Source organism: Streptococcus sp. 2018110 (assembly GCF_019754115.1).
GTDB lineage: Bacteria > Bacillota > Bacilli > Lactobacillales > Streptococcaceae > Streptococcus > Streptococcus hashimotonensis.
This window is the reverse complement of the sequence record NZ_JAIJZO010000005.1, coordinates 23,289-46,499: the sequence shown is the minus strand read 5'-3', so window position 1 is coordinate 46,499 and position 23,211 is coordinate 23,289. Positions and strand designations below refer to the sequence as shown.

General features: G+C 40.6%; 22 protein-coding genes and 1 pseudogene. 16 read left to right on the top strand and 7 right to left on the bottom strand.

Going from position 1 to position 23,211, the window contains the following annotated elements:
- Positions 1 to 162: 162 nt before the first annotated feature.
- The 3 genes from K5Q34_RS11940 (at position 163) to K5Q34_RS04895 (ending at position 4,819) form a co-directional block, all read left to right on the top strand.
- Positions 163 to 2,928, top strand: coding sequence for an LPXTG cell wall anchor domain-containing protein (locus tag K5Q34_RS11940; protein ID WP_221864604.1), 2,766 nt, complete (start codon positions 163 to 165; stop codon positions 2,926 to 2,928).
- A 219-nt stretch (positions 2,929 to 3,147) separates the two neighbouring features.
- Complete coding sequence (locus K5Q34_RS11935; protein ID WP_221864603.1) at positions 3,148 to 3,699, top strand: isoprenylcysteine carboxylmethyltransferase family protein; 552 nt, start codon at positions 3,148 to 3,150, stop codon at positions 3,697 to 3,699.
- Positions 3,700 to 3,721: 22 nt separating this feature from the next.
- The gene (locus K5Q34_RS04895; protein ID WP_221864602.1) at positions 3,722 to 4,819 is read left to right on the top strand and encodes a hypothetical protein; all 1,098 of its coding nucleotides are present in this window, start codon (positions 3,722 to 3,724) and stop codon (positions 4,817 to 4,819) included.
- Positions 4,820 to 4,906: 87 nt separating this feature from the next.
- On the opposite strand, the gene K5Q34_RS04890 is transcribed toward K5Q34_RS04895, so the two are convergent.
- Complete coding sequence (locus K5Q34_RS04890; RefSeq protein WP_205027090.1) at positions 4,907 to 5,815, bottom strand: neutral zinc metallopeptidase; 909 nt, start codon at positions 5,813 to 5,815, stop codon at positions 4,907 to 4,909.
- A gap of 224 nt (positions 5,816 to 6,039) precedes the next feature.
- On the opposite strand from K5Q34_RS04890, the gene xseA reads away from it, so the two are divergent.
- The 10 genes from xseA to K5Q34_RS04840 all read left to right on the top strand — a co-directional run bounded on the left by xseA (position 6,040) and on the right by K5Q34_RS04840 (position 14,024).
- Positions 6,040 to 7,383 (top strand): exodeoxyribonuclease VII large subunit, encoded by a 1,344-nt coding sequence (gene xseA, locus K5Q34_RS04885; protein ID WP_105151140.1) that lies wholly within the window; start codon positions 6,040 to 6,042, stop codon positions 7,381 to 7,383.
- Positions 7,358 to 7,573 (top strand): exodeoxyribonuclease VII small subunit, encoded by a 216-nt coding sequence (locus K5Q34_RS04880; RefSeq protein ID WP_002936269.1) that lies wholly within the window; start codon positions 7,358 to 7,360, stop codon positions 7,571 to 7,573. The genes xseA and K5Q34_RS04880 overlap by 26 nt, the downstream gene beginning before the upstream one ends.
- Positions 7,573 to 8,442 (top strand): polyprenyl synthetase family protein, encoded by an 870-nt coding sequence (locus tag K5Q34_RS04875; RefSeq protein WP_205027092.1) that lies wholly within the window; start codon positions 7,573 to 7,575, stop codon positions 8,440 to 8,442. The genes K5Q34_RS04880 and K5Q34_RS04875 overlap by 1 nt, the downstream gene beginning before the upstream one ends.
- Positions 8,435 to 9,256, top strand: a complete 822-nt coding sequence (locus K5Q34_RS04870; RefSeq protein ID WP_024406379.1) for a TlyA family RNA methyltransferase — start codon at positions 8,435 to 8,437, stop codon at positions 9,254 to 9,256. Before K5Q34_RS04875 ends, K5Q34_RS04870 begins: the two co-directional genes overlap by 8 nt.
- Positions 9,249 to 9,674 (top strand): arginine repressor, encoded by a 426-nt coding sequence (locus tag K5Q34_RS04865; protein WP_002936261.1) that lies wholly within the window; start codon positions 9,249 to 9,251, stop codon positions 9,672 to 9,674. Before K5Q34_RS04870 ends, K5Q34_RS04865 begins: the two co-directional genes overlap by 8 nt.
- Positions 9,675 to 9,676: 2 nt before the next feature.
- Entirely contained in the window at positions 9,677 to 11,338 is a 1,662-nt protein-coding gene (recN, locus tag K5Q34_RS04860; protein WP_105119521.1) for a DNA repair protein RecN, read from the top strand.
- 93 nt (positions 11,339 to 11,431) lie between these two features.
- On the top strand, positions 11,432 to 12,265 hold the full coding sequence (locus tag K5Q34_RS04855) for a DegV family protein (protein ID WP_044756727.1): 834 nt from the start codon (positions 11,432 to 11,434) through the stop codon (positions 12,263 to 12,265).
- Positions 12,258 to 13,091 carry an SGNH/GDSL hydrolase family protein gene (locus tag K5Q34_RS04850; RefSeq protein WP_221864601.1) on the top strand — a complete coding sequence of 278 codons (834 nt, stop codon included), beginning with the start codon at positions 12,258 to 12,260 and terminating at the stop codon, positions 13,089 to 13,091. Before K5Q34_RS04855 ends, K5Q34_RS04850 begins: the two co-directional genes overlap by 8 nt.
- Positions 13,063 to 13,659, top strand: coding sequence for a YpmS family protein (locus tag K5Q34_RS04845; RefSeq protein ID WP_024406376.1), 597 nt, complete (start codon positions 13,063 to 13,065; stop codon positions 13,657 to 13,659). The genes K5Q34_RS04850 and K5Q34_RS04845 overlap by 29 nt, the downstream gene beginning before the upstream one ends.
- Before the next feature lie 89 nt (positions 13,660 to 13,748).
- Positions 13,749 to 14,024, top strand: a complete 276-nt coding sequence (locus tag K5Q34_RS04840) for an HU family DNA-binding protein (RefSeq protein ID WP_024385016.1) — start codon at positions 13,749 to 13,751, stop codon at positions 14,022 to 14,024.
- 166 nt (positions 14,025 to 14,190) lie between these two features.
- Here K5Q34_RS04840 and K5Q34_RS04835 read toward each other — a convergent pair.
- From K5Q34_RS04835 to K5Q34_RS04825, 3 genes and pseudogenes are all read right to left on the bottom strand, one after another.
- A pseudogene (locus tag K5Q34_RS04835) lies at positions 14,191 to 14,863 on the bottom strand (tyrosine-type recombinase/integrase); the annotation flags it as partial.
- A 6-nt stretch (positions 14,864 to 14,869) separates the two neighbouring features.
- Positions 14,870 to 15,727 carry an Abi family protein gene (locus K5Q34_RS04830; protein WP_172115940.1) on the bottom strand — a complete coding sequence of 286 codons (858 nt, stop codon included), beginning with the start codon at positions 15,725 to 15,727 and terminating at the stop codon, positions 14,870 to 14,872.
- Between the two features lie 218 nt (positions 15,728 to 15,945).
- Positions 15,946 to 16,668 carry a S24 family peptidase gene (locus K5Q34_RS04825; protein WP_172115939.1) on the bottom strand — a complete coding sequence of 241 codons (723 nt, stop codon included), beginning with the start codon at positions 16,666 to 16,668 and terminating at the stop codon, positions 15,946 to 15,948.
- A 773-nt stretch (positions 16,669 to 17,441) separates the two neighbouring features.
- Here K5Q34_RS04825 and K5Q34_RS04820 point away from each other — a divergent pair.
- Positions 17,442 to 17,909 carry a GNAT family N-acetyltransferase gene (locus tag K5Q34_RS04820; protein ID WP_221864600.1) on the top strand — a complete coding sequence of 156 codons (468 nt, stop codon included), beginning with the start codon at positions 17,442 to 17,444 and terminating at the stop codon, positions 17,907 to 17,909.
- Between the two features lie 139 nt (positions 17,910 to 18,048).
- On the opposite strand, the gene K5Q34_RS04815 is transcribed toward K5Q34_RS04820, so the two are convergent.
- The 3 genes from K5Q34_RS04815 to K5Q34_RS04805 all read right to left on the bottom strand — a co-directional run bounded on the left by K5Q34_RS04815 (position 18,049) and on the right by K5Q34_RS04805 (position 21,764).
- The gene (locus tag K5Q34_RS04815; RefSeq protein WP_221864599.1) at positions 18,049 to 19,335 is read right to left on the bottom strand and encodes a hydroxymethylglutaryl-CoA reductase, degradative; all 1,287 of its coding nucleotides are present in this window, start codon (positions 19,333 to 19,335) and stop codon (positions 18,049 to 18,051) included.
- A 61-nt stretch (positions 19,336 to 19,396) separates the two neighbouring features.
- Entirely contained in the window at positions 19,397 to 20,551 is a 1,155-nt protein-coding gene (locus K5Q34_RS04810) for a hydroxymethylglutaryl-CoA synthase (protein ID WP_024406372.1), read from the bottom strand.
- Positions 20,552 to 20,579: 28 nt separating this feature from the next.
- The gene (locus tag K5Q34_RS04805) at positions 20,580 to 21,764 is read right to left on the bottom strand and encodes an acetyl-CoA C-acetyltransferase (protein WP_205028612.1); all 1,185 of its coding nucleotides are present in this window, start codon (positions 21,762 to 21,764) and stop codon (positions 20,580 to 20,582) included.
- Between the two features lie 225 nt (positions 21,765 to 21,989).
- Here K5Q34_RS04805 and K5Q34_RS04800 point away from each other — a divergent pair, with 225 nt between their 5' ends.
- Together K5Q34_RS04800 and K5Q34_RS04795 are read left to right on the top strand one after the other, a co-directional pair.
- Positions 21,990 to 22,682: a phosphoglycerate mutase gene (locus tag K5Q34_RS04800; RefSeq protein ID WP_002936226.1), complete on the top strand. Its 693-nt coding sequence runs from the start codon at positions 21,990 to 21,992 to the stop codon at positions 22,680 to 22,682.
- Positions 22,683 to 22,787: 105 nt separating this feature from the next.
- On the top strand, positions 22,788 to 23,171 hold the full coding sequence (locus tag K5Q34_RS04795) for a VOC family protein (RefSeq protein ID WP_024385011.1): 384 nt from the start codon (positions 22,788 to 22,790) through the stop codon (positions 23,169 to 23,171).
- The last annotated feature ends 40 nt before the right edge of the window (positions 23,172 to 23,211 follow it).

The window sequence follows — 23,211 nt, the reverse complement described above, 5'->3', positions numbered from 1 at the left end:
TCTAGTGGTTACATTAATTTAGTTTAAATATCGTTTTTTAGGAATTACTACTGACCCAAGGAAGGCTGTGCATCGGCAATTGATTTAAGAACGGTAGGATAATTTCCAGTTTGAAAACAGGTATTTTGTAAAGATTATGCGTTTTTTTAAAAGGAGCAAATTATGAGCAAGCAAAAAGTAATATCAGGCTTATTATTAAGTACAACGGTATTGGGTGGTTTATTACTTTATCCAACATCATTGGTCAAAGCAGAAGGGACAGAGCTTACAGAAGTAGCTGTGACCGAAGCGCCAAAGTCAAATAGTGAAGAGATTTCCGTGACATCTGAAAATAGTCCATCTCCAGTATTGGAAGAAGCGGTTATGGTTACAGATAATAATCCTTCAACTAATGCTGAGTCTTCTTTGAAAGAAGAAGATAAAAAAGAAAATGTAGATTTGGAACTAGTTTCAAATGAAGAGCTAGTTTCATTATCAGAATCGAAAAACGTAGTAGAGGGGGAGGAGGCTCCCCTAAATGATGAGGAAGGATTAATTCAGGGGACAAATTTTAGCGGTAATGATCAAGGTGATTATTATAAAAAATCAGTATCAATTGAGCCTGTAAAGGTGGATAATAATGAAGCTACATGGAAGGTGACATTCGATACTAAGAATTGGTCTTTTGACCGAGGACGCGGGGGATATTATTTTATTCTTCCTAAGAGTTTGCAAGTGACAAAGATTGTAGAGGGGGAAAAAACAGATATATTAGATAGATTCCCTAAAATGGTTAATTCATCCAACAACTCTTCTTCTGATAGCTATCGCTTTTTTAGTAAAGAAGAAAAAGGGAGCGGTGATAGTGATTTCCATGCCCAATGGGAATGGTCAGTAGGGAATGTGAGAGGGAAGTTATCTGATTGGAGAAATGAAAGTTCCAAGATCTATTTCCTTAAAGCTCCGTCAAGCCATACAGATAAAGTGACCTACGAATTGACAGCTAAAATTGAGAATACAAATGTAAAGACTCTCCCTGTCATAGCTGTTATGAAATACTTTGGTTTCTTATCAGAGGTTGTATCTGCTGCTGGAATAAGAATGGTAGTACCAGACAATGCTCCTGAGGTAGATAAGAAATCAGAAGTCCCAACGTTGGAACCGAAAACAATAGATAAGGTTTCTATCACTTTTAAGGATGTAGATTCTTTGGCAGATGCAACTTATTACTTTTATAAAGGCTCGTATTCTGTAACTGTTCCTGTAGGTTCACTATTAAAAGTTGCATTGCCAAAAATAGTCAAAAAACCGACTAATGATACCCCAAAAGGAACATTAGTTATTCCTAAAGGATATAAATTGGAGGGGTGGAAAGTAGATGGCAGCAATAAAACGATTCTTGAAACAGATGCCATAACTTCTTCGCTGACAGTAGTCCCTATTGTCAAGAAGATTGAAGAATTTAAACCCGAAACACCTAAATCACCATCTACTCCAGAAAAACCGATGGTTGATCCGAAGGCATCGGAAACAGAGAAACCTGGTACACCAGAACAACCGAAGATGCCTTCTGTACCAGAACAGCCGGAAGTACCAGCGCCAAGTCCATCTCCTGAAAGTCCTAAGAAAGAAGACATGGCGCCAAATAAAACCAAAGATGAGATCTATGAGCCAATTGTCCAAACAGACAAATGGGTGGTTTATCCTGTAGGAACTTCGAAGGAAGAAGCGGAGAAGAAAATTCTTGATGCAGTAACGGTTCCTGAAAAAGCTGGATTTGTTACCAAAGAAATCGTTGGGGACGTTCCATTGGCAGCAGGGCAATACGGAGTAAATGTAAAGGTCATTTACGATGATAAGTCGTACGATGTCACTTTAGTTGATGTTCATGTGACATCTAACCAGACTGACAAACCGAATGAAGATATGCCTCGAAGTCCAGAGCAACCTCGTATGTCTGAGATGCCAAAGGTTGAACCAAAAGTAGAAGAAATGCAGCCGAAGCTCATGCCACAAAGTCCAGAAATGCCATCTCCTGCTCCAGAACCAGAACAACCTAAAACTCCAGAAGTACCAGAGATGCCTCGTGTACCAGAAACACCAGAGGTAGTGCCACCGACTCCAGCACCTGAAAGTCCAAAGAAAGAAGAAATGGTGCCCAATAAGACTAAGGATGAACTTTATGAACCGATTGTTTCAATGGTTGACTGGGTAGCGTATCCAGTAGGAACCTCAAAAGAAGTTGCGGAGAAAAAAATCTTAGATGCTGTCACAGTTCCTCAAGAAGCTGGTCCAATTACAAAAGAAATTGTTGGAGAAGTTCCGCTAGTAGAAGGGCAATATGGGGTAAATGTGAAGGTCATCTATGATGATCATTCGTATGATATTGCTCTGGTAGATGTTAAAGTTACTAACGAGAAGTCACACATGGACATGCCGCAGCCAGAAGTTCCGAAGAAGGAGACACCTAAAAAGGAACAACCAGAGATGGTCATTCCTGAGGAGAAAATGCCTAAGGCAGATAATCCTAAACAAGATACACCAAAGTTAGAACAACCAAAAGTAGAGACTCCGAAAGAAGAAGCTCCGAAAAAAGAGATTCCACAAACTGAAACTCCTAAGATTGAGGTTCCTAAAGAATCTGAAAAAGGAAAATCTGATATTCAGAAAATGGCTAAGCCAAAACAAGAAGATCAGATGGCAAAAGAATCTCAAAAAACGGATAATCCTTCTGAGAAGATGAAACCCGAGTCACAAGGGTCAAAAACAACATCACCAGCGGTCAAACAGCCAATGGCTGAAATGTCAGATGGTAAGAAATCTCAGAAGGGCAAAGAGACTTTGCCAAATACTGGAGAAGCGAGCGGTAGCTTAACTTGGTTAGGAGCAGCCCTGGCCACTCTTTCAACTTTTGTGTATGTATTTAAAAACAAAAAGAAAGAAGAGTAATTTCTTTTAAATTAGCAATCGTAGCTACCAAGTATGAAAATCATAAAAAATTCCTGAGTTCGAATGTACTGACTCAGGAATTTTTTTGATTTTTCACCAGCTAGGGTCACTCCACTAATCAACCAACAAAAATAAATAAAAAATAGAACATGGGCAGGGTGAAAATGGATTGACTTGATATACTAAGTCTGTAATTCAATAGTAGAAGGAGGGATTATCGTGATTATTTTTTCAGTCGGTTTGGTTGTTTTGCTGAGGCTATATTGTTTGCGAATAGCTCTTGAAAATGAAGAGAAAACAGTGCTTACTGGTGGAATAGAAGACAACATCCACAATGTCAAATGGCGGTTAGTTGCACATATGGTATTTTACTTTTCATGCTTATGTGAAACACTAATAAAACAGCCCCTATTTGACTGGTTTAGTGGATTGGGGTTCGTGATGTTATTTTCTGCGATGGCAACCTTATATTATCTGAGAAGAATTTTAGGAGACAAGTGGACAGTTGGGCAACTATTCGGGGAAACCTACCATTCTATCCATCATTGGCTATTTCAAACCGTAAGACATCCGAATATTTTTCTAATCATTATTCCAGAATTAGTAGGGCTTGCCTTACTATGCCATGCGAAGTATAGTTTAATTTTTCTCTTTCCAATCTATATGGGGATCCTGCATGGACGAATACGAGAAGAAAATCTGCTGGAAAAAGAAACGGTCGTATCAAATAGCAGGATAGATTTTGGAAGGAAAATTGTCGAAAATAATTAATGAAGAGAGGTTAAAGTATTTTATGAAAAAAACAAAAATGATAGCTGGATTACTAGTAAGCAGTGCCCTATTAGGTGTTACTATGACTGCAAATGTATCACATATCAAGGCGGATACGGAGGCATCAACCGATGCAAGCCTTGTGACGATAGATTCTAACCAAATGCTAGATGAACAGCCGTTGATGGTTGAAGAGCAAGCTACAAAAGAAGTTGAGAATGGAGAAATTCTAGATGATGAAGTTCCAAACCAGTCTTCTAACCTAGAGGAAGTTGAGAATGTCATTTCTGAGCCAAAGGCTGAAGCAACCCCAGAAACAAAGGCTGAGGATTCAACCCTTTCTGAATTTACACCGCGTGCTGTAAGGTCAGCTGAACATAATTTGGATATGGAATCCCTCCCTGTTACTCCAGAATTGCCGAATGAGAAACAACCAGCCTATATTCAAGATACGAACTATCCAGGTAAACCATTTCAAATACAGCAATCCGTTTCGATAGAAGCAACTTCTGTAACCGATAAAAAAATTGAGTGGGAAGTGACTTTCAAATCTAGAGACTGGGCATTCTATGAATCGATTGGCGGATACTATTTTATCCTTCCAGACGGCTTAAAACTAACTAAGTTAGTGGATCAAAGTAATACGGATATTTTAAATCACTATAAGTCAGAAGGTGCTGGTGGAGATGAGTATAGGGCATTTGAAAATGGAAAGGGAGAATTTGATGCGCAATGGGGCTGGTCTGCAGGGCTTATGGGTAATGCTATATTTAATAAATGGAAGGACGAAAATCGTTTCTCCAAAATTTTCTTTCGAGACTACCGCAGAGATGTGCAGACTGTCACTTACAAAATAGAGACAGAAATAGAAAAGCAATCAGAAAAGCCCTTCTCTCTCATCGCAGTGATAAAGAATTTCAATAAGTATACTCACTATATTTATGGTGATCAAATTGCTTCTGCTGCGGGATTAGAAGTAGTAGCGCCACGAACAGAGAAGGTTCCTAAAGAGAAGAAAGAGAAAGAACGAAAAAAAGATCGTTCGAAAAAGAACCGTCACTCACACAAAGAGCATAAAAAACAACATCGTACCAGAGAATTAACTGGACGTAAAAAATAAATCGGCAGTCAATCTCGGCTGTATGAGTAGACTGTATTGATAAAAGCTCCTGCAATTTTACAGGAGCTTTTATTGATAGCGTAGAGGTTAAGGGTTCTCTACGGAGAATGTATCGGCGTGAGCAAGGTCACCATAGGTATAACCGAGATTAAACCATTTTTTCCTTTGCTCAGAAGTGCCGTGGGTAAAACTGTCTGGAACAGTACGGCCATAGGCTTCCTGTTGAAGAGTATCGTCACCAACTGCATGGGCAGCATTCATAGCTTCGTCAATATCACTAGCATCCAAGATGCCTTGTCCATCAACATATTTGGCCCAGGCTCCTGCATAATAGTCAGCTTGCAATTCTAGGCGAACATTTAGCGCATTGCCTTCCTTATCGGATAGTTGAGCCCGTTTTTGATGGTAAGCCCCAAGAACTTCTAATTCATTTTGAACATGGTGACCAACTTCATGAGCGATGACATAAGCCATGGCAAAGTCACCAGCAGCCTTATATTTGCTAGATAATTCTTGATAGAAAGAAGTATCAATATAAATCTTGCGGTCAGCAGAGCAATAGAATGGACCGGCTTGGGCGGAACCAACTCCACACCCGGTTTGGGTCTGGTTAGTATAGAAAACCATAGTCGGTGCATTGTAGGTTAAACCATTGGCTTTAAATTCTTGGGTCCAAAAATCTTCTGTCGATCCTAAAACCTTACTCATAAATTCAGCATCTGCATCAGACACATCTGTACCAGTCGTTGTGACTTGACTCGATTGGTAAGGATTAGTCCCTGTTGATGGGGAAAGCAACCCACCAAGGTTTGACATGCCTCCGAAGGCTAATAAAAGGACAAGAACAAGTAGTTTTCCTTTCCAACCAAGTCGTGAAAAGAGTAGTCCCAATAGGACATTTCCGCCAGATGAACCAGACGAGAAAGATGAGTTAGAACTGGATTGTCCCCTGCGGTCCTCAATATTAGAACTTTTTCGTAAATCATCAATTTTCATATAAATCTCCTTAGAATCTGCATAATGATTCTTAGAACCCGTATTCACAAGTAAAGTGTTTTTACGCATTAGACTGTGAATCCAGGTTCTTATATTCTTACAAACTATTATATAGCAAATTGTTGAAAAAAACACAGGAAAGCTATCGGAAATAATAGGCCTAGTTCTGTATAAAAGTGCAAAATTTGGTATAATAGTAGGGATACAATATAGAAGGAGTGGACATGGTTGAATATTTATCGGTTAGTCATCTAACTAAGTATTTAAAATTAAAGTTTGACCGCGATCCGTATTTGGAGAAGGTGTATTTGACAGGTCAAGTGTCCAACTTCCGTAAACGCCCTAGCCATCAATATTTTTCGCTCAAGGATGACAAGGCTGTCATCCAAGCCACCATGTGGGCAGGCGTCTATAAGAATCTGGGCTTTGAGCTTGAAGAGGGAATGAAAATCAATGTCATCGGGCGCATTCAGCTCTATGAACCAAATGGTTCTTATTCCATTGTCATTGAAAAAGCTGAGCCAGATGGTATTGGAGCCTTGGCTATCAAGTTTGAACAGCTCAAACAAGCTCTGACACAGGAAGGTTTATTTAAAGAAGAATTTAAACAGACCCTCCCTCGGTTTACCAAGAAAATTGGTGTTATTACCAGTCCGAGTGGAGCTGTTATTCAGGATATTATCACAACCGTTAGCCGACGTTTTCCAGGCGTAGAGATTGTTCTCTATCCGACCAAGGTGCAAGGAGATGGTGCTGCTCAGGAGGTTGTTACTAATATTCAAAGAGCCAATGAACGGGATGACTTAGATGTTCTCATCGTTGGTCGTGGTGGTGGTTCTATCGAAGACCTTTGGGCATTCAATGAGGAAATTGTGGTTCGGGCAATTTTTGAATCCAGAATTCCTATTATCTCAAGTGTTGGGCATGAAACCGATACAACCTTGGCTGATTTTGTAGCAGATAAACGAGCTGCTACTCCAACAGCTGCCGCAGAATTAGCAACGCCTGTGACCAAGGCAGACTTACTGGGCTACCTCAATCAGCAGGAAAATAGAGCCTATCAGGCCATGACAAATCGTTTGAAATTCCTGAGAGGTCAGCTTGAAAAAATTAGCCAGTCAGTCATGTTCCGCCAGCCTGAACGCCTGTATGATGGTTATTTACAAAAATTAGACCGCTTGACCAATCAATTGCAGACACGGATGAAAGAACTATATAGCCAGCAGAAACAGGCTAGTCTCCTACTACAGCAACGATTACAAGGTGTGCATCCAGGTCGTAAAGTAGAGAGTTTCCAAGAGAGAATTATCCAGCAGGAACGACTCTTGAAGAGCAACATGGCCAATATCTATGATAATAAGATGGCCAAGGCGGATAAGCTGATTGAAGCCTTGACCATGCTGGATACCAGTCGCATCGTGGCCCGTGGCTACGCCATGATTCGTCAAGATGGTCGGGTGATTGATAGTGTAGAAAATGTACAAATGGGTGAAAACCTAACCATCCAGATGAAGGATGGTCAACTTGATGTGGAGGTAAAACATGTCCAAACAGACGAAAACATTTGAAGAAAACTTAGCTGAATTAGAAGGAATCGTAACCAAATTGGAGCGAGGCGATGTGGCCCTGGAAGAAGCACTTGCTGAGTTTCAAAAAGGAATGGTCCTATCGAAAGACCTACAAAAGACACTAGCAGAAGCTGAAAAGACCTTGGTCAAGGTCATGCAGGCGGATGGCAGTGAAGCGGAGATGGACTAATGGTTGCCAGTAAATTGCAGCGACTTGAGGAAGCCATGGCAGACTTTTACCAACCTCAGGTAGCAGAACGCCTCAACCAATCGGTTCTTTATTCGCTACAGGCTGGCGGGAAACGAATCCGCCCCTTGCTTTTATTGACCATCTTAGAGTCCTTTGGAATGGAATTAAAACAAGCTCATTACCAAGTGGCAGCATGTGTCGAGTTGATCCATACGGGAAGTTTGATTCACGATGACCTGCCTGCTATGGATAATGATGATTACCGTCGTGGTCGCTTGACCAACCACAAGGTTTACGATGAAGCAACAGCTATTTTAGCAGGGGATAGTCTCTTTCTAGATCCATTTGGTTTCCTAGCTCAAGTTGATTTACCAGCTGAGACCACCCTTGCTCTCGTGAGAGAGCTTTCCCAGGCATCTGGGACCTTTGGAATGGTTGCTGGTCAAGTATTGGATATGGCAGGCGAAGGGAAGGATTTGACCTTAGAGCAATTACAAGCCATTCATGCCAATAAGACAGGGAAATTATTGACCTTTCCCTTTGTAGCAGCAGGTTTGATTGCAGGACAATCGAATGTGGTAATCAACCATTTGCGACAAGCAGGTCAATTAGTTGGTCTAGCCTTTCAAGTTCGGGATGATATTTTGGATGTGACCGCCACTTTTGAGGAAATCGGAAAAACTCCCCAAAAAGATGTAGTGGCTGAGAAGTCTACCTACCCTGCCCTAATGGGCTTGGAAGCCTCAAAAGTATTTCTAGAAGATAGCTTGAATCAAGCAATCGGCGAGCTAGATCAAGTGGCTAAACAAGTCCCATTTTCAACAGAAAAAATCAAAGAAATCATAGAAAGTTTACGAATCAATGGCTAAGGAAAGAGTAGATGTACTAGCTTATAAACAGGGGCTTTTCGAGACGCGGGAGCAGGCCAAGCGCGGTGTTATGGCGGGACTGGTTGTGTCGGTGATCAATGGCGAACGCTATGATAAACCCGGCGAGAAGATTGATGAGGGAATTGAACTCAAACTCAAGGGAGAAAAACTCAAGTATGTCAGCCGTGGTGGTCTCAAATTGGAGAAAGCCTTGCAGGTTTTCCAATTATCAGTTGAGGGGCAAACAACGATTGATATTGGGGCTTCGACAGGCGGATTTACGGATGTTATGTTGCAGGCTGGTGCCAAGCAGGTCTATGCAGTGGATGTAGGGACCAATCAACTCGCTTGGAAATTACGTCAGGATGAGCGTGTGATCAGCATGGAACAGTACAATTTCCGCTATGCTGAGTTAGCTGATTTTGAAGCAGGGCAACCAAGTTTTGCGTCCATTGACGTCAGCTTTATCTCATTGAGTCTGATTTTACCAGCACTCCATCGTATTTTAGCGGAGGGCGGCCAGGTTGTTGCCCTGGTCAAACCCCAATTCGAGGCTGGACGTGAGCAGATTGGGAAAAATGGCATTGTCAAAGATAAATCCGTTCACTTGAAAGTATTGGAAGAAGTGACAAAAATGGCCGTGGAAACAGGCTTCTCAGTCAAAGCCCTTAGCTTTTCCCCTGTTCAAGGTGGTCATGGCAATATCGAATTTTTAGCGCACTTAGAAAAATCAACACAACCAAACCAGATTGATAAAGAGGTCATAACAACTACAGTCTATCAAGCACATGAGGAATTTAAAAAGGATGAATAAACGAGAACGATTAGAAGTCATTAAAGATTTGGTAGTCCGATTTCCTATTGATACACAGGAAGAAATTGTTGAACGTCTAGAAGCAATGGGTGTCAATGCGACACAAGCAACGGTTTCACGTGATATCAAGGAACTTGGCATTATTAAGGTTCCATCAGCAGATAAGGGATATATTTACGGTTTACCAAAGGCAGGTCTTGTTAAGGTAAAATCGCAGAATGTTTTTGAAGTCTCAGTGATGGATAAAATGATTAATCTCCGTCTGGTACCCGGAAGTTCTGCTGTGGTCAAACGCCAGATTTTGGAACAATTTCAAGAACATGTTTTTTCAGTGATTGCTGATGATGACAGTATTCTGCTCATTGTTACAAACGAAGGTATTATTTCGCAAATTGAACAGACGGTTAGAGGGTGGTAGCCATGTTACTAGAAGTGTCCATTAAAAACTTCGCCATTATTGAGCAGGTATCACTGAATTTTGAAAACGGGATGACCATCCTATCTGGTGAAACAGGTGCAGGTAAATCCATTATCATTGATGCCATGAATCTGATGCTAGGGGCGCGTGCGACGACAGATGTTATCAGACACGGGGCCGCCAAGGCTGAGATTGAAGGGCTTTTTTCCTTTGAAAATAGCAGAGCTCTCGAGCAGATTTTGCTTGAACAGGGGATTGAAGTAGCTGACGAACTCATTATCCGTCGTGAAATCCTACAAAATGGCCGTTCGGTTAGCCGTGTCAATGGACAAATGGTCAATTTATCTGTCTTGAAACAGATTGGGCAATATTTAGTAGATATTCATGGTCAACATGACCAGGAAGAATTGATGAAGTCCCAACACCATATCCGTCTTTTGGACAGTTTCGGAGAAGCTGAGTTTTGGAGTCTTAAAGACCGTTATCAGACAACCTTTGATGCCTATCGTAGTCTTCGTAAACGAGTTCTTGAAAAGCAAAAAAATGAGCAAGAACACAAGGCGCGGATTGAGATGTTGGAATACCAAATTGCTGAAATCGAAGCAGCAGATTTGAAGTCTGGCGAAGATATTCAACTCAATCAGGAACGCGATAAACTGCTCAACCACAAACAAATTGCAGATACACTGACCAATGCCTATGCACTGTTAGACAATGAAGATTTTTCAAGCTTGAACAACTTGCGCTCGGCTATGAGTGACCTGCAAAGTCTGGAAGAATTTGATCCAGACTACAAACAGCTCTCTTCTAGCCTGACAGAAGCTTATTATGTCGTTGAAGATGTGACCAAGCGTCTCAGTGATGTGGTGGACAATCTAGACTTTGATGGCAATCGTCTCTTGCAATTGGAAAGTCGCCTGGATTTGCTCAATACCATTACGAAGAAATATGGTGGAACTGTCGATGATGTTTTGGACTATTTTAGTAAAATCAGCGAAGAATACAATCTATTGACAGGCAATGATTTATCTGGTGATGATTTGGAAGTTCAGCTTAAGAACTTAGAGAAAGAATTGGTTGAACGAGCAGGTCAGCTCAGCCAATCACGCCATGAATTGGCTGTTGTTTTAGAAGATATTATCCGCCAAGAATTGCAAGACTTGTATATGGAGAAAGCTCGTTTCCAAGTTCGATTTACCAAAGGAAAATTTAATCGAGAAGGAAATGAAACGGTAGAATTTTACATCTCCACCAACCCAGGTGAAGACTTCAAACCTCTGGTTAAGGTGGCTTCTGGAGGAGAATTGTCTCGCTTGATGTTGGCCATTAAGTCAGCCTTTGCCCGTAAAGAAGGTAAAACATCTATTGTCTTTGATGAGGTGGATACAGGGGTATCTGGACGTGTGGCCCAGGCAATTGCCCAGAAAATTTACAAAATCGGACAATATGGGCAAGTATTGGCGATTTCTCATCTACCACAAGTCATTGCTATTGCAGATTATCAGTTCTTTATTGAGAAAATATCCGACGAACATTCAACCGTTTCTCGTGTCCGTCTCTTGACTAAAGAAGAGCGTATTGAGGAAATTGCCAAGATGTTAGCCGGTGACAAAATCACAGATGCAGCCCGTAATCAAGCAAAAGAATTAGTAGAAAAAGGTTAGGTGACTAGCCTTTTTGCTTATGTCCAAAGTTTATTTTTTAGTCAAAATTTGTTATAATAGATGGCAAAATTGAAGAGAATTGTAGGATGAAATATGTCAAAGATTAAGATTGTTACGGATTCAAGTACGACTATCGAACCCAGTTTGGTCGAAGAATTGAATATAACAGTTGTTCCATTATCTGTAATGGTTGACGGAGTCGTATACTCTGACAACGATTTAAAAGAAGGAGAATTCTTGGAGCTCATGCGTGGGTCAAAAAACTTGCCAAAAACAAGTCAGCCCCCAGTAGGACTCTTTGCGGAAACTTTTGCTGAATTGGCTAAAGACGGCAGTCAGATTATTGCCATTCTCTTGTCGCATGCCTTGTCAGGGACAGTAGAAGCTGCTAGACAAGGAGCAACCCTTTCTGGTGCTGATGTGACAATACTTGATTCAAGCTTTACAGATCAGGCTGAAAAATTCCAAGTTGTAGAAGCAGCACGCATGGCACAAGCTGGTGCCAGCAAAGAAGAAATTCTTGCAGCTATTGAAGCAGTCAAAGAAAAAACGGAATTATACATCGGTGTATCAACCCTAGAAAATCTAGTCAAGGGTGGTCGTATTGGACGTGTTCAAGGGATGTTGAGTAGCCTACTCAATATCCGTGTCATCATGGAAATGAAAGACCATCAGCTAACTCCGATTGTCAAGGGACGAGGCAATAAGACCTTTAAAAAATGGCTGGAAGAGTTCACGGCAACTCTAGCAGATAAAAAAGTAGCCGAGATTGGTATTTCCTATTCAGGAACGGCAGATTTTGCAAATGAAATGAAGAGTCAATTACAAGAGTACGTCTCAAAAGAAATTTCTGTCTTAGAGACAGGCTCCATTATTCAAACTCATACCGGTGAGGATGCCTGGGCTATTTTGATTCGTTATGAATAACAGGAAGTTGATTCAAGGCTTTGTTTTCTTTTTTCTGGCAATTCTAGGGTCGATTTTTCTATTTCATCAACTCATTCCTGTTGCCTCATCTCGTATCTCCAGACAAGAGCTTACCGTATCAGAAAAAATCAGTTTTCGATATGTGGCACTTGGTGATTCTTTGACAGAGGGTGTTGGAGATACAACTGGACAGGGGGGCTTTGTTCCCTTGTTGGCTCAATCTCTAACTAACGATTATGGTTATGAAGTAGATTATAAAAATTTCGGAGTTTCTGGGAATACCAGTAATCAGATTCTTAAGCGAATGAAGGAAGATGGAGAGCTGATAAGCTACTTAAAAACAGCAGATCTGTTAACTCTGACAGTTGGTGGCAACGATTTGCGCAAGGCTATTATTAAAAACATTGCCAATCTCAAAGTTTCAACTTTTGATAAGCCCGCAAAAGATTACGGAAAACGATTGGATACAATTATTAAGACAGCGTGTAAGAATAATCCAAATCTTCCCATCTATGTTGTCGGGATTTACAATCCACTCTACCTCAATTTTCCTGAATTGACAGAAATGCAGACAATTGTTGATAATTGGAATACTATGACAGAACAGATAACTGAAAAATATCAACATGTCTACTTTGTTCCAATCAATGATTTGCTCTATAAAGGATTGGAAGGGGAAGCTGGTATTAGTCAAAATGGTAGCCAAGTTACCAATAATTTACTGTATGAGGAAGACAGTTTTCATCCCAATAATACTGGATATGAGATTATGAAAAAAGCGATATTGGAGAGAATGAATGAGACCACGGAAAGCTGGGAACCTTAATATTTGGAAATGGCTATTTTTAGCCCAGTTGGCTTTGTTGATTGGTTGCGGAATAGTCCTCTATACACGGATTCAAACAGATAGAGAGGATTTAACAAAGCTTGTTCAGACTAGTACAGAAGATACCAAGGTTGGGACCTTCTCCACTAATAGGGAACAGCTCAACCAAACCCTCACTAACTATCTAAAAGATTATCAGACGGAAGAGTTTTCCTACCAATTATTCGTAACGAGTCAGCAAGTTGTTTTTGAAGGCAGCTATCAGATTTTTGGTGTGACTATCCCACTCTATATTTATTTTCAACCTAGCAAAATGGAAGATGGCAGTATTTTGTTACGGATAATAGAAATATCAGCTGGAAGTTTATCCTTGCCGAAAGCAGAGGTATTAGCCTATTTACAAAAAAATTATAAACTACCTGCCTTTGTAAAAATAGACTCAGAACAAGCGCAAGTACAGGTTCAACTGACAGAACTGAAGAACAAATTTGGTCTGTATGGAAAGGCGAATACGATTGATTTGTACAACGACCAATTCATTGTTGATATCTACAGAAAAAGACAGTAAAATAGCATTAAAAACTTGACCAAACGCCTAAAATTCGGTACTATATAGAAGTGAGTAATAACTCAGAAAATTATTGGAGGACTTAGCAAATGGCTAATAAACAAGATTTGATTGCAAAAGTTGCAGAAGCAACTTCATTGACTAAAAAAGACTCAGCAGCAGCTGTTGATGCAGTATTCGGAGCAGTAGCAGACTACCTTGCAGCTGGTGAAAAAGTACAATTGATCGGTTTCGGTAACTTTGAAGTTCGTGAGCGTTCAGCACGTAAAGGTCGCAACCCACAAACTGGTAAAGAAATCGAAATCGCAGCTTCAAAAGTTCCAGCATTCAAAGCTGGTAAAGCTCTTAAGGATGCGGTAAAATAAAACAGTCTGGGGATAGACTGTTTTATCCCTCGCCTAGAAATAAAAGAGCGAGGAATAACGTGAAAAAGCCTATTGTATCAACGTTTCTACGTTGTGCAGTAGGCTTTTTTCTTGTTTAAGGGGCAAATAAGGGGCAAAAGCATTTTGCGTCAAAGAGGGCAAAACTTTAGTATTTTTCCATGATTTCGGCTACATTTGCCTTGAGTTTCTTAGTGACGTGGGTATAAATTTGGGTTGTTGTCTTGGCGTCTGCATGTCCTACACGGTCCATGATAGCTTTCAAGGGAACTCTGTTTTCTGCTAGACGGCTGACAAGGGTATGACGGAAGATGTGGCTTGTTAGGTTTTTCTGAATTGGCTTCTCAAGTCTCTCATTAGCTTTCTTCAAGGCTAGATTGAAAGAGTTGGTCTGCATTGGAACACCATTCTTAGTCGTGAAGATATAGCCCATGTCCTTGTACCGTGGATTGGTATTTTTTTCTAGCTCATTCATGAATTCCAATTCCTCTATAATTTCCATTTCCCGTTTGGTCATAAATGTTTCACGGTATGAAGAGACGTTTTTTGATAATATCCAGGTCCACTGTATAATCAAAGGAAAGGTTTAACATGGATTTGTTACGCTCTTTCTTGTTCCTGGAGCAATCCAGGTTGTCTAGGTAATTTTGGACGTATTTTGGGTCAATATTGACTACTTTGACGCCAATGCCGAAACTCTCTCTGATTTCTTTTATATTCCCCTTCAGAGAAGCGATCGAAGTGCGTTTGATTTCTTGCTGGTAGAAAGTCTTCCATTGGTCGAATAAATCAGTAAATAGCATTTCAGATGTTTTGAGCTTGTTTTTTTAGTTAAGCAAATCAAGCCAATTATCAGGAAAACCTAGGTCAATTGGTTGAATCTTATCGCTATATCTATTCATAATATCAACTATTTTAGCTCTATTTGTTTCCCAAGTCGGAGATTCTTCCAATAGGTTTCTTAGCATCAAAATATGAACAAACAGTTTATTTGTATTGTGACGTTTTGTGTGGTGCTTTTCCCAGCGAGGGGTATTGATGAATGAAACTCCATAGAGTCTCATGTTATGAGCAATTTTATTCCTTAGTATTCGTAGGTTATCAATCCAGCTATCCAAAGTACCGGGTGAGAGATTAAGTTCTTTGCTGATATTTTTCCTATCTCTGCTAGGGATATTTCTGTAGAGATACTTTAGATTTCCAAGTGTCAGTAAATTCACAGCTACCCAGATTGGAAACTGTCCTCGATACTTATTGATGTGGTGTTTAACAAACAATACTTCGCTATTATTGGCAATGCTTTTTTGGAAGTCAGTCATAAAGCGTTGATGATCTTTCGATGATTTCCAATAGTTGACATCTGTATAGATAAGCGGATCGTCTTTGTGATGAACTGCTATATTGTATGCTATGCGTGTTTTTAGCATTTCCTCTGCTTCAGATATGAGGGACATCAAAATCGTTCTAATCTCACTATCGAAGTAATAGCGTGTGATAGCCAATTCTACGGATGTGCCAGGTTGGTAGTGTCCTGTAATTTTATCTTTGAAGGGAAATAGATAGCCTGTAATTGTATAATAATTGACATTTTGAAGGGTTCTATAAGCTTTCGGATAGTTCGGTATATCTAACCCATGTTCTTTTAATTGACTTAGTTGTTCATCAATTGTCTTACCTTGCTTCATGGTTGCTCCTTATATAACAAAAAACGACTTAGCACTGGTACGCTGCAAGGTGCAAGCGTTGCTAAGTCTTAATCATAATTATATGATAAAGCATTAGCGAATATTTGTCAAACAAAATTGTTTCAAAAATGATACTTTTCTATTTTAGATGGATTCTATTTTTTTCTATTCGTCTTTAAACGTCTAAAACTAGAGAAAACTGATACTATAGTATGATTCTAACCCCTATAAATATCTACCACCTCGCCAATAGTTCTGATATCGTCGTCTTCGTTCAAGTAGATTTCTTCATAGCTATTGTTTAGGCTCTGTAGGTACCAGCGTCCGTCATAGTCACGTTTAAGCTTCTTAACAAGGTTCTTGCCGTTGATTTGAAAAATGCCGCTGTCATTGATTTCCACCTGGCTTGTCACATTGATAAAGAGTAAATCGTTATCTTTTATCATTGGCTCCATGGAGTCGCCGACCACTTTTGCGATTGTGTCGTATTTTTCTGGGACATCGTTTGCGCGAAGTCTGACTGTCATGTTGAGATTATCCTCTTGGAATGTGCCGTGACCTGCTGCAACCAATCCTTTGACATAGTCGGTGATGTAATCTTCAGAATCTTCATGAACTTCAAAGATTGATGTAACCTTGTTCTGTTCCTCCAACTGTACCTCGGCATAGTCGAGGACTTTTTCTTGTCTAGTTGGTTCGAGCTGGTTGTAGATAACATGGATTGGGCTCGATAAAGATGAAAAATCTCCTCCTTCAGCTAATACTTTTGGGTCAACCTCTAATATAGAGCATATCTTAAATACATTATCAGCATTCGAGTTCATGACACCTCTGCTTAAAATAGATCTGACTGTCGAATAAGGAAGGTCATTTTGATTAGCAAACGCTTTGACAGACCCAAATCTCAATTCCATTAGATGTTTTAATTGTTCTTCAATCATTTGATTAACTCCTTTTCTTTATTATGCAATACGATTTTTCGCACATCAAGAAAAAAGAAAACAAAAAAACATGAATTTTCGTTTCAAAAAAGAACAATATGCTTAATAGTGATAAAGCACGAAAAAAGGAGTGACTTTGGTTGATATGGCAGACTTGCTAGAAGTAAGGTATCGGACGGTTAGTGACAAGATACACGGTAAATATCCATTTACTTTTTAAGAAACAATTAAACTTCATAGAGCATTTCCCGAAATATGACCTAGTTTACTTGTTTAGCGAAGCAGTCCCGGCTACTTAAAATGTTCTTTGGAAATGCGAAAAATCGTACATGTATTTACTATAGAAAGAAAGAGAAATTTCTTGCCATATATGAAATGGAGATGCGAAACCTAGTTATAACTCTTTAAAAATCAATCCTTACTCAGACATAGCATTTATCTGAGCAGCTAACAAAAAAACTTCATCATCTAGAAGACTATAATAGCACAATTGATGATGAAGTGACTATAGAATTTTATAAGTTGCTAATCAAGTCTCCTGGTATTTGTGCAATTGTCAAGGAGATTGTGAGCAATTGATTATGATTTTTAGAGATTGTTAGACAACAAAAAAACCAGCCTTGACCAGCTGATTTTTTAGGAGATTTATGAAAAATTTTAGGATACACCTATAGTATACTCGAATTTTCAGATTCTTCATCGGTCTGTAGACCTATTTTGTTAAAAAATAAACATGTGTTATAATAGAAAAAATAAAAAAGGGAAGATTTTTTATGACAATCCGTAAAGCTAGACAATCTGATATTCCAGTTTTAAATGAATTGCTTCAAGATATTTTACAGGTGCATCACCAGGCACGATCAGATATTTTTAAAAGTGCAGGTCAAAAATTTTCTGAGGCTGAATTAGTAGCACTTTTGGAAAATCCAGATAAGCCTATTTTTGTATTTGAGCTAGAGGGACAAGTGGTTGGGCATCTTTTTTGTGAATTATCTACCGCAACAGGCGATGTTTTAGAACCAGTTAAAACCTTGTTTATTGATGATTTGTGTGTAGCCAATTCGGCGCGTAGTCAAAAAATTGGCGAGCAACTTTATGAATTTGCTCTTTCCTATGCTAAGGAGCAGGGTTGCCACAATCTTACCTTGGATGTATGGGCTGACAATGCAGGAGCTGTCCGTTTTTATGAACGCCAAGGAATGAAACCGCAAAAGTTTCGTATGGAGCAAATAATAGAGTGAGGCTGGGCAAAAAGCCCAGGACCACTACTCAGAGTTCGTGTCAACATCTCAGCGCAGTGGTTGATTGGCAGATTTGTTCGTGTTTTGCACTCCAAATCTGGCCTAATCAACTGTGCGGGGGTGGGAAGACGAACTCTTTTTATCTTGGTCGAGTTCTTTCCCACTCCCAATGTTCTCTCATTTTTGCTAATAATTTTTGAGCAGTTTCTAGGTTGCTGTGCTTTTCTTTCCGCAGGAGTTGGGCTAGTTGGTCTACTTCATGCTCCTCGGCACCAGCAAGTAGTGCTAGGGATTTTGCCTGGAGCTTCATATGACCAGCCTGAATCCCTGAAGTAACAAGAGCACGCAGGGCAGCAAAGTTCTGACAGAGACCGACAGAAGCGATGATAGAAGCTAATTGGCGTGCCTTTGGTTGTTGGAGAAGGTCAAAAGCGACGGCTACCTTTGGATTGAGCCCGATAGAGCCACCGACGGAGGCGATCGGAAGAGGTAGGGTGATGGAGCCGACCAAGTGCTCGCCATCAATGGACCAAGTAGAAAGCCCCTTGTATTGCCCATCACGGCTGGCATAAGCATGAGCCCCGGCTTCGACTGCCCGCCAGTCATTTCCTGTAGCGATAACGACAGCATCTATACCATTAAAAATCCCTTTGTTATGTGTCGCAGCACGATAAGGGTCCGCTTGCGCCAGTTTGCTTGCCAGGGCTATTTTTTGAGCAGTTTCTTGAGCAATGGCAGAGCTGGTAGCCAGACTAGAGATGGCAATATGACATTGGGCGGTGACCAGTGACTCCGTTGCATAGTTGGAGAGGATTCCCATCAAAGCCTGTCCCTTGCTGAGCTCTTCTAAATCATCCTTAATCGCTTCTAACATGTTATTGAGGATATTGGCTCCCATGGCTTCTTGTACATCAACCTGAAGATAGACAATCAAAAACTCATCCTTACTCTCAACAGTCAATTCTCTTGCACCGCCCCCTCGTTTAACAATAGAAGGGTGTGCTTGATTGGCAGTTTCTAAAATACTCTCCTTATGTTCAAGAATCGCCTGTGTCGCTCTGCTATGGTCCGAAATATCGTAGAGAGCAACTTGTCCAATCATGATACGGTTGTGAATAGTCGTTGTAAAACCGCCAGATTTAGCGATGATTTTGGCTCCGAAAGACGCAGCTGCAACCACAGAAGGTTCTTCAGTAACCATCGGTACAGAATAAGTTTGTCCATCCACTAGAAGTTCTGGAAGTACAGAAAAAGGTAAGGAAAACGTTCCTAGATGATTTTCTGCCATCTTTCCCGCAATTGCTTCTGGCAGGTTTTCGTCTTTGTATAGAACGTCTAAGCTATCTTCGGATAGGGAACGATTCTGACGGAGAATATCAATGCGCTCTTGGCGTGATTTTTTATAAAATCCGGAAAAAGTTGACATAGGTTCCTCTTTCTATAGGAAAGCGCCCCTTGGTGAGAGCCAAAGGGCGCCGTTTTGGCTTCTATTTACGATAGATACGTTTGTGATTGTCCACTTTGATAAGGGCAAAGGGAGTTTGGTCTTCTGGTAGGTCAAGGGATGAACCAGTTTCATCAAGGGTAATTTCTTCAAAGAAGACTTGTTCGTATTCCTTAACGCTGAGTTTTGTACGCTGATTGAGTTGTTCTAAACGATTTTCTTGTAAGTGGTCGCGATAACCTTCAACGAGTTGACCGCTGAAAATTTCACAGACAGCGCCGCTACCATAGCTATAAAAGAGGATTTGATCCCCTGTCTCTAAAGCTCTGCTATTTTCCAAAAGGGAAAGGAGTGAGAGGAAGATAGAGCCAGTGTAGATGTTGCCGACAACCTTATTATAGACGATTGCTTCTTGGAAACGCTCTGTCAAACGTTCCAATGTTTCTGCGTCCTGAGTGATAGCTTGTAATCCTTTAAGACCTTGCTTGGAGAAAGGAATGTGTAAGCACATGGCAGCAAAATCGTTGAGGGTTTTGCCTGTTTTTTGTTGATAGTAGTCGAAAGTTGTTGTCAAGCAATCGGTGTACTGTTCAGTTGAAAATTTACCATCAACACGTGGATATTTGTCGTAGTTAGGACGCCAGAAGTCGTAGATGTCACGTGTCTGGCAGACATTATCATTGTTGAGGACCAAAATTCGTGGGTTTGCGGTTACCAACATGGCAACTGCACCAGCACCTTGCGTAGGTTCACCGCCAGAAGCGACTCCATACTTTGCAATATCACTAGCAATGACTAGGACTTTTGATTCTGGGAATTGAGCGATATGGCTTTTGGCAAGACTTAGTCCAGCCGTTGCACCGTAACAAGCCTCCTTCATCTCGATGGAGCGAGCGAAGGGCTGAATACCAAGTAATCCATGAATGGTGACGGCAGCAGCCTTACTTTGATCTACGCTAGATTCTGTACCGACAATAACCATGTCAATGGTTTGTTTATCTTCTTCTGTCAGAATGGTTTCGGCAGCCTTTGCCCCAAGACTGATAATATCTTGAGTGATAGGAGCTACAGCCATTTCAGACTGAAGAAGACCAATCTTAAATTTATTTGGGTCCACATTGCGGGCTTGGGCTAAATCAGCCAAATCTAAAACATAATCGGGCGCCGCAAATCCGATTTTATCAATACCGATGTTCATAATATATCCTTTGTGTACAAATGATAGGTTAACTTGTTTGCGCATTGGAAACGATTAGGGAGATACCTTGACCGCCTCCGATACAAAGTGAGCAAAGACCAAGCTCTTTTTCTTGCTTGATTAATTCGTGAATCAGAGTGACTAGGATTCGACTACCACTAGCTCCGATTGGATGTCCAAGGGCGATAGCACCACCATTGACATTGACTTTTGCAGGATTAATGCCGAGTTGTTTGACAACTGGAATTGATTGGGCTGCGAAGGCTTCGTTGAGTTCAAATAAGTCAATATCTTCGACGGATTTGCCGATTTTTTCAAGGGCTTTTTGACTAGCTGTTATAGGACCTAACCCCATATAGGCAGGATCTAAACCGCTTGTTGCATAGGCCTCAATATAGGCGAGTGGCTGGATATTTAGCTCACTGGCTTTTTCATCAGACATAAGTACCAAGACAGCACAGCCGTCGTTGATGCCAGAAGCATTGGCTGCGGTGACGGTTCCATCTTTTTTGAAAGCTGGACGGAGTGTTGCCAATTTTTCAATTGGCGTCAGACGAGGATACTCATCTGTGGCAAAAATAGTTTCGCCTTTCCGATTTTTTAGTCTAATAGGAACAATTTCGTCAACAAATCTTCCCTCAGCAATAGCTTTTGCAGCTTTCTCTTGGCTACTGTATGCAAAAGCATCTTGCTCTGTGCGACTGACTTGATAGCGTTCAGCAACATTTTCTGCAGTAATGCCCATGTGATAGTCGTTAAAGGCATCTGTCAAACCATCTGTTAACATGGAATCTTCCAGACTAATATGCCCTAATTTACTACCAAACCGGCTAGTTTTGGATAGATAAGGTGCCTGGCTCATGATTTCAATGCCTCCAGCCACAACTACATCATTGTCACCGAGAAGGATTGATTGTGTGGCAAGAAGGACTGATTTGAGACCAGAACCACAGACTTTATTGACTGCATAGGCAGAGGCTGTCTGAGGAATGCCTGCACGAATAGCAATTTGACGTGCAATATTTTGTCCTTGTCCTGCTGATAGAACATTTCCGAAGATAACTTCATCAACGCTGTCTGCAGGGATGTTTTTATTAGCTAAGGCTGTTTCGAGGACTTGTGCCCCTAAATCAGCGATTTCAATATCTTTCAGACTACCTCCGAAACTGCCGATGGCAGAACGATAGGCAGACACGATAGCTACTTTTTTCATGATAACTCCTATAGTGGTATCGTTTTGAACTGTCGTGTTCAGCCTTACTATTATACCATTATTTTGTCTTTTTTCTAAGAAGAAAGATAGGTCTAGAGACTGAATTTACATGAAAGAGTAATGAAAGCGTACACAGATTGTGGAAAGGCTGGCATTTTTTTACCTTTTCGTGTAAAATAGAGAAGTATAAGAGGGGAACCTCAAAATTTAAAGGAGAATCCATAAATGGTAAAATTGGTTTTTGCTCGCCATGGTGAGTCTGAATGGAACAAAGCTAACCTTTTCACTGGTTGGGCTGATGTTGATTTGTCTGAAAAAGGTACACAACAAGCAATCGATGCAGGTAAATTGATCAAAGAAGCAGGTATCGAATTTGACCTTGCTTTCACATCTGTATTGAAACGTGCTATCAAGACTACAAACTTGGCTCTTGAAGCTGCAGATCAATTGTGGGTACCAGTTGAAAAATCATGGCGTTTGAACGAACGTCACTACGGTGGTTTGACTGGCTTGAACAAAGCTGAAGCAGCTGCTGAATTTGGTGATGAGCAAGTTCACATCTGGCGTCGTTCTTATGATACTTTGCCACCAGAAATGGCTAAAGATCATGAGCATTCAGCACACACTGACCGTCGCTATGCACACCTTGATGATTCAGTTATTCCAGATGCAGAAAACTTGAAAGTAACGCTTGAGCGTGCCCTTCCATTCTGGGAAGATAAAATTGCTCCAGCATTGAAAGACGGTAAAAACGTATTCGTAGGTGCACACGGTAACTCAATCCGTGCCCTTGTAAAACACATCAAACAATTGTCTGATGACGAAATCATGGATGTGGAAATTCCAAACTTCCCACCACTTGTATTTGAATTGGATGAAAACTTGAACATTGTGAAAGAGTACTACTTGGAAGCATAATTCATTTAAGGCCTGAGTTCGCTCAGGCTTTTTTAGTTTTGAATATCGGATTTTTCATAGAGAGTATGGTATACTGGTGGTATTAAAAGGTAGGAGGAGTTTATTATGGCAAGTAAAAAAATGCTACATGCATGTTTGCGTGTTGAGAACTTAGAAGCATCTCAAAAATTTTATGAAGAAGCATTTGGATTTAAGGAAACCCGTCGCAAGGACTATCCAGAGCACAAGTTTACTTTGGTTTACTTAGCACTTGAAGGGGATGACTTTGAGATTGAATTGACCTACAATTATGATCATGGTCCCTATATCGTAGGGGATGGCTTCTCGCATCTAGCTCTTTCTTCGGATGACTTAGAAGGGGACAATGCGAAACACAAAGCATTGGGCTATCCAACGACAGATATAAAAGGCTTGCCAGGAAGTCCAGGTCGTTATTATTTTGTGACAGATCCAGATGGCTACCGTGTGGAAGTCATTCGTGCAGATTAATTTAGAAAAGATTGCCTAGGCAGTCTTTTTCTTTTCAGAA

What these genes read in the sequence shown, in the direction of transcription:
- K5Q34_RS11940 (WP_221864604.1), top strand. Translation starts at nt 163, where the DNA reads ATGAGCAAGCAAAAAGTAATATCAGGCTTATTATTAAGTACAACGGTA.
- K5Q34_RS04880 (WP_002936269.1), top strand. Translation starts at nt 7,358, where the DNA reads ATGTCCAAACAGACGAAAACATTTGAAGAAAACTTAGCTGAATTAGAA.
- K5Q34_RS04840 (WP_024385016.1), top strand. Translation starts at nt 13,749, where the DNA reads ATGGCTAATAAACAAGATTTGATTGCAAAAGTTGCAGAAGCAACTTCA.
- K5Q34_RS04850 (WP_221864601.1), top strand. Translation starts at nt 12,258, where the DNA reads ATGAATAACAGGAAGTTGATTCAAGGCTTTGTTTTCTTTTTTCTGGCA.
- K5Q34_RS04875 (WP_205027092.1), top strand. Translation starts at nt 7,573, where the DNA reads ATGGTTGCCAGTAAATTGCAGCGACTTGAGGAAGCCATGGCAGACTTT.
- K5Q34_RS04845 (WP_024406376.1), top strand. Translation starts at nt 13,063, where the DNA reads ATGAGACCACGGAAAGCTGGGAACCTTAATATTTGGAAATGGCTATTT.
- K5Q34_RS04890 (WP_205027090.1), bottom strand. Translation starts at nt 5,815, where the DNA reads ATGAAAATTGATGATTTACGAAAAAGTTCTAATATTGAGGACCGCAGG.
- K5Q34_RS04865 (WP_002936261.1), top strand. Translation starts at nt 9,249, where the DNA reads ATGAATAAACGAGAACGATTAGAAGTCATTAAAGATTTGGTAGTCCGA.
- K5Q34_RS04795 (WP_024385011.1), top strand. Translation starts at nt 22,788, where the DNA reads ATGGCAAGTAAAAAAATGCTACATGCATGTTTGCGTGTTGAGAACTTA.
- K5Q34_RS04820 (WP_221864600.1), top strand. Translation starts at nt 17,442, where the DNA reads ATGACAATCCGTAAAGCTAGACAATCTGATATTCCAGTTTTAAATGAA.
- K5Q34_RS04825 (WP_172115939.1), bottom strand. Translation starts at nt 16,668, where the DNA reads ATGATTGAAGAACAATTAAAACATCTAATGGAATTGAGATTTGGGTCT.
- K5Q34_RS04810 (WP_024406372.1), bottom strand. Translation starts at nt 20,551, where the DNA reads ATGAACATCGGTATTGATAAAATCGGATTTGCGGCGCCCGATTATGTT.
- K5Q34_RS04805 (WP_205028612.1), bottom strand. Translation starts at nt 21,764, where the DNA reads ATGAAAAAAGTAGCTATCGTGTCTGCCTATCGTTCTGCCATCGGCAGT.
- K5Q34_RS04830 (WP_172115940.1), bottom strand. Translation starts at nt 15,727, where the DNA reads ATGAAGCAAGGTAAGACAATTGATGAACAACTAAGTCAATTAAAAGAA.
- K5Q34_RS04855 (WP_044756727.1), top strand. Translation starts at nt 11,432, where the DNA reads ATGTCAAAGATTAAGATTGTTACGGATTCAAGTACGACTATCGAACCC.
- K5Q34_RS04895 (WP_221864602.1), top strand. Translation starts at nt 3,722, where the DNA reads ATGAAAAAAACAAAAATGATAGCTGGATTACTAGTAAGCAGTGCCCTA.
- K5Q34_RS04815 (WP_221864599.1), bottom strand. Translation starts at nt 19,335, where the DNA reads ATGTCAACTTTTTCCGGATTTTATAAAAAATCACGCCAAGAGCGCATT.
- recN (WP_105119521.1), top strand. Translation starts at nt 9,677, where the DNA reads ATGTTACTAGAAGTGTCCATTAAAAACTTCGCCATTATTGAGCAGGTA.
- K5Q34_RS04870 (WP_024406379.1), top strand. Translation starts at nt 8,435, where the DNA reads ATGGCTAAGGAAAGAGTAGATGTACTAGCTTATAAACAGGGGCTTTTC.
- xseA (WP_105151140.1), top strand. Translation starts at nt 6,040, where the DNA reads ATGGTTGAATATTTATCGGTTAGTCATCTAACTAAGTATTTAAAATTA.
- K5Q34_RS04800 (WP_002936226.1), top strand. Translation starts at nt 21,990, where the DNA reads ATGGTAAAATTGGTTTTTGCTCGCCATGGTGAGTCTGAATGGAACAAA.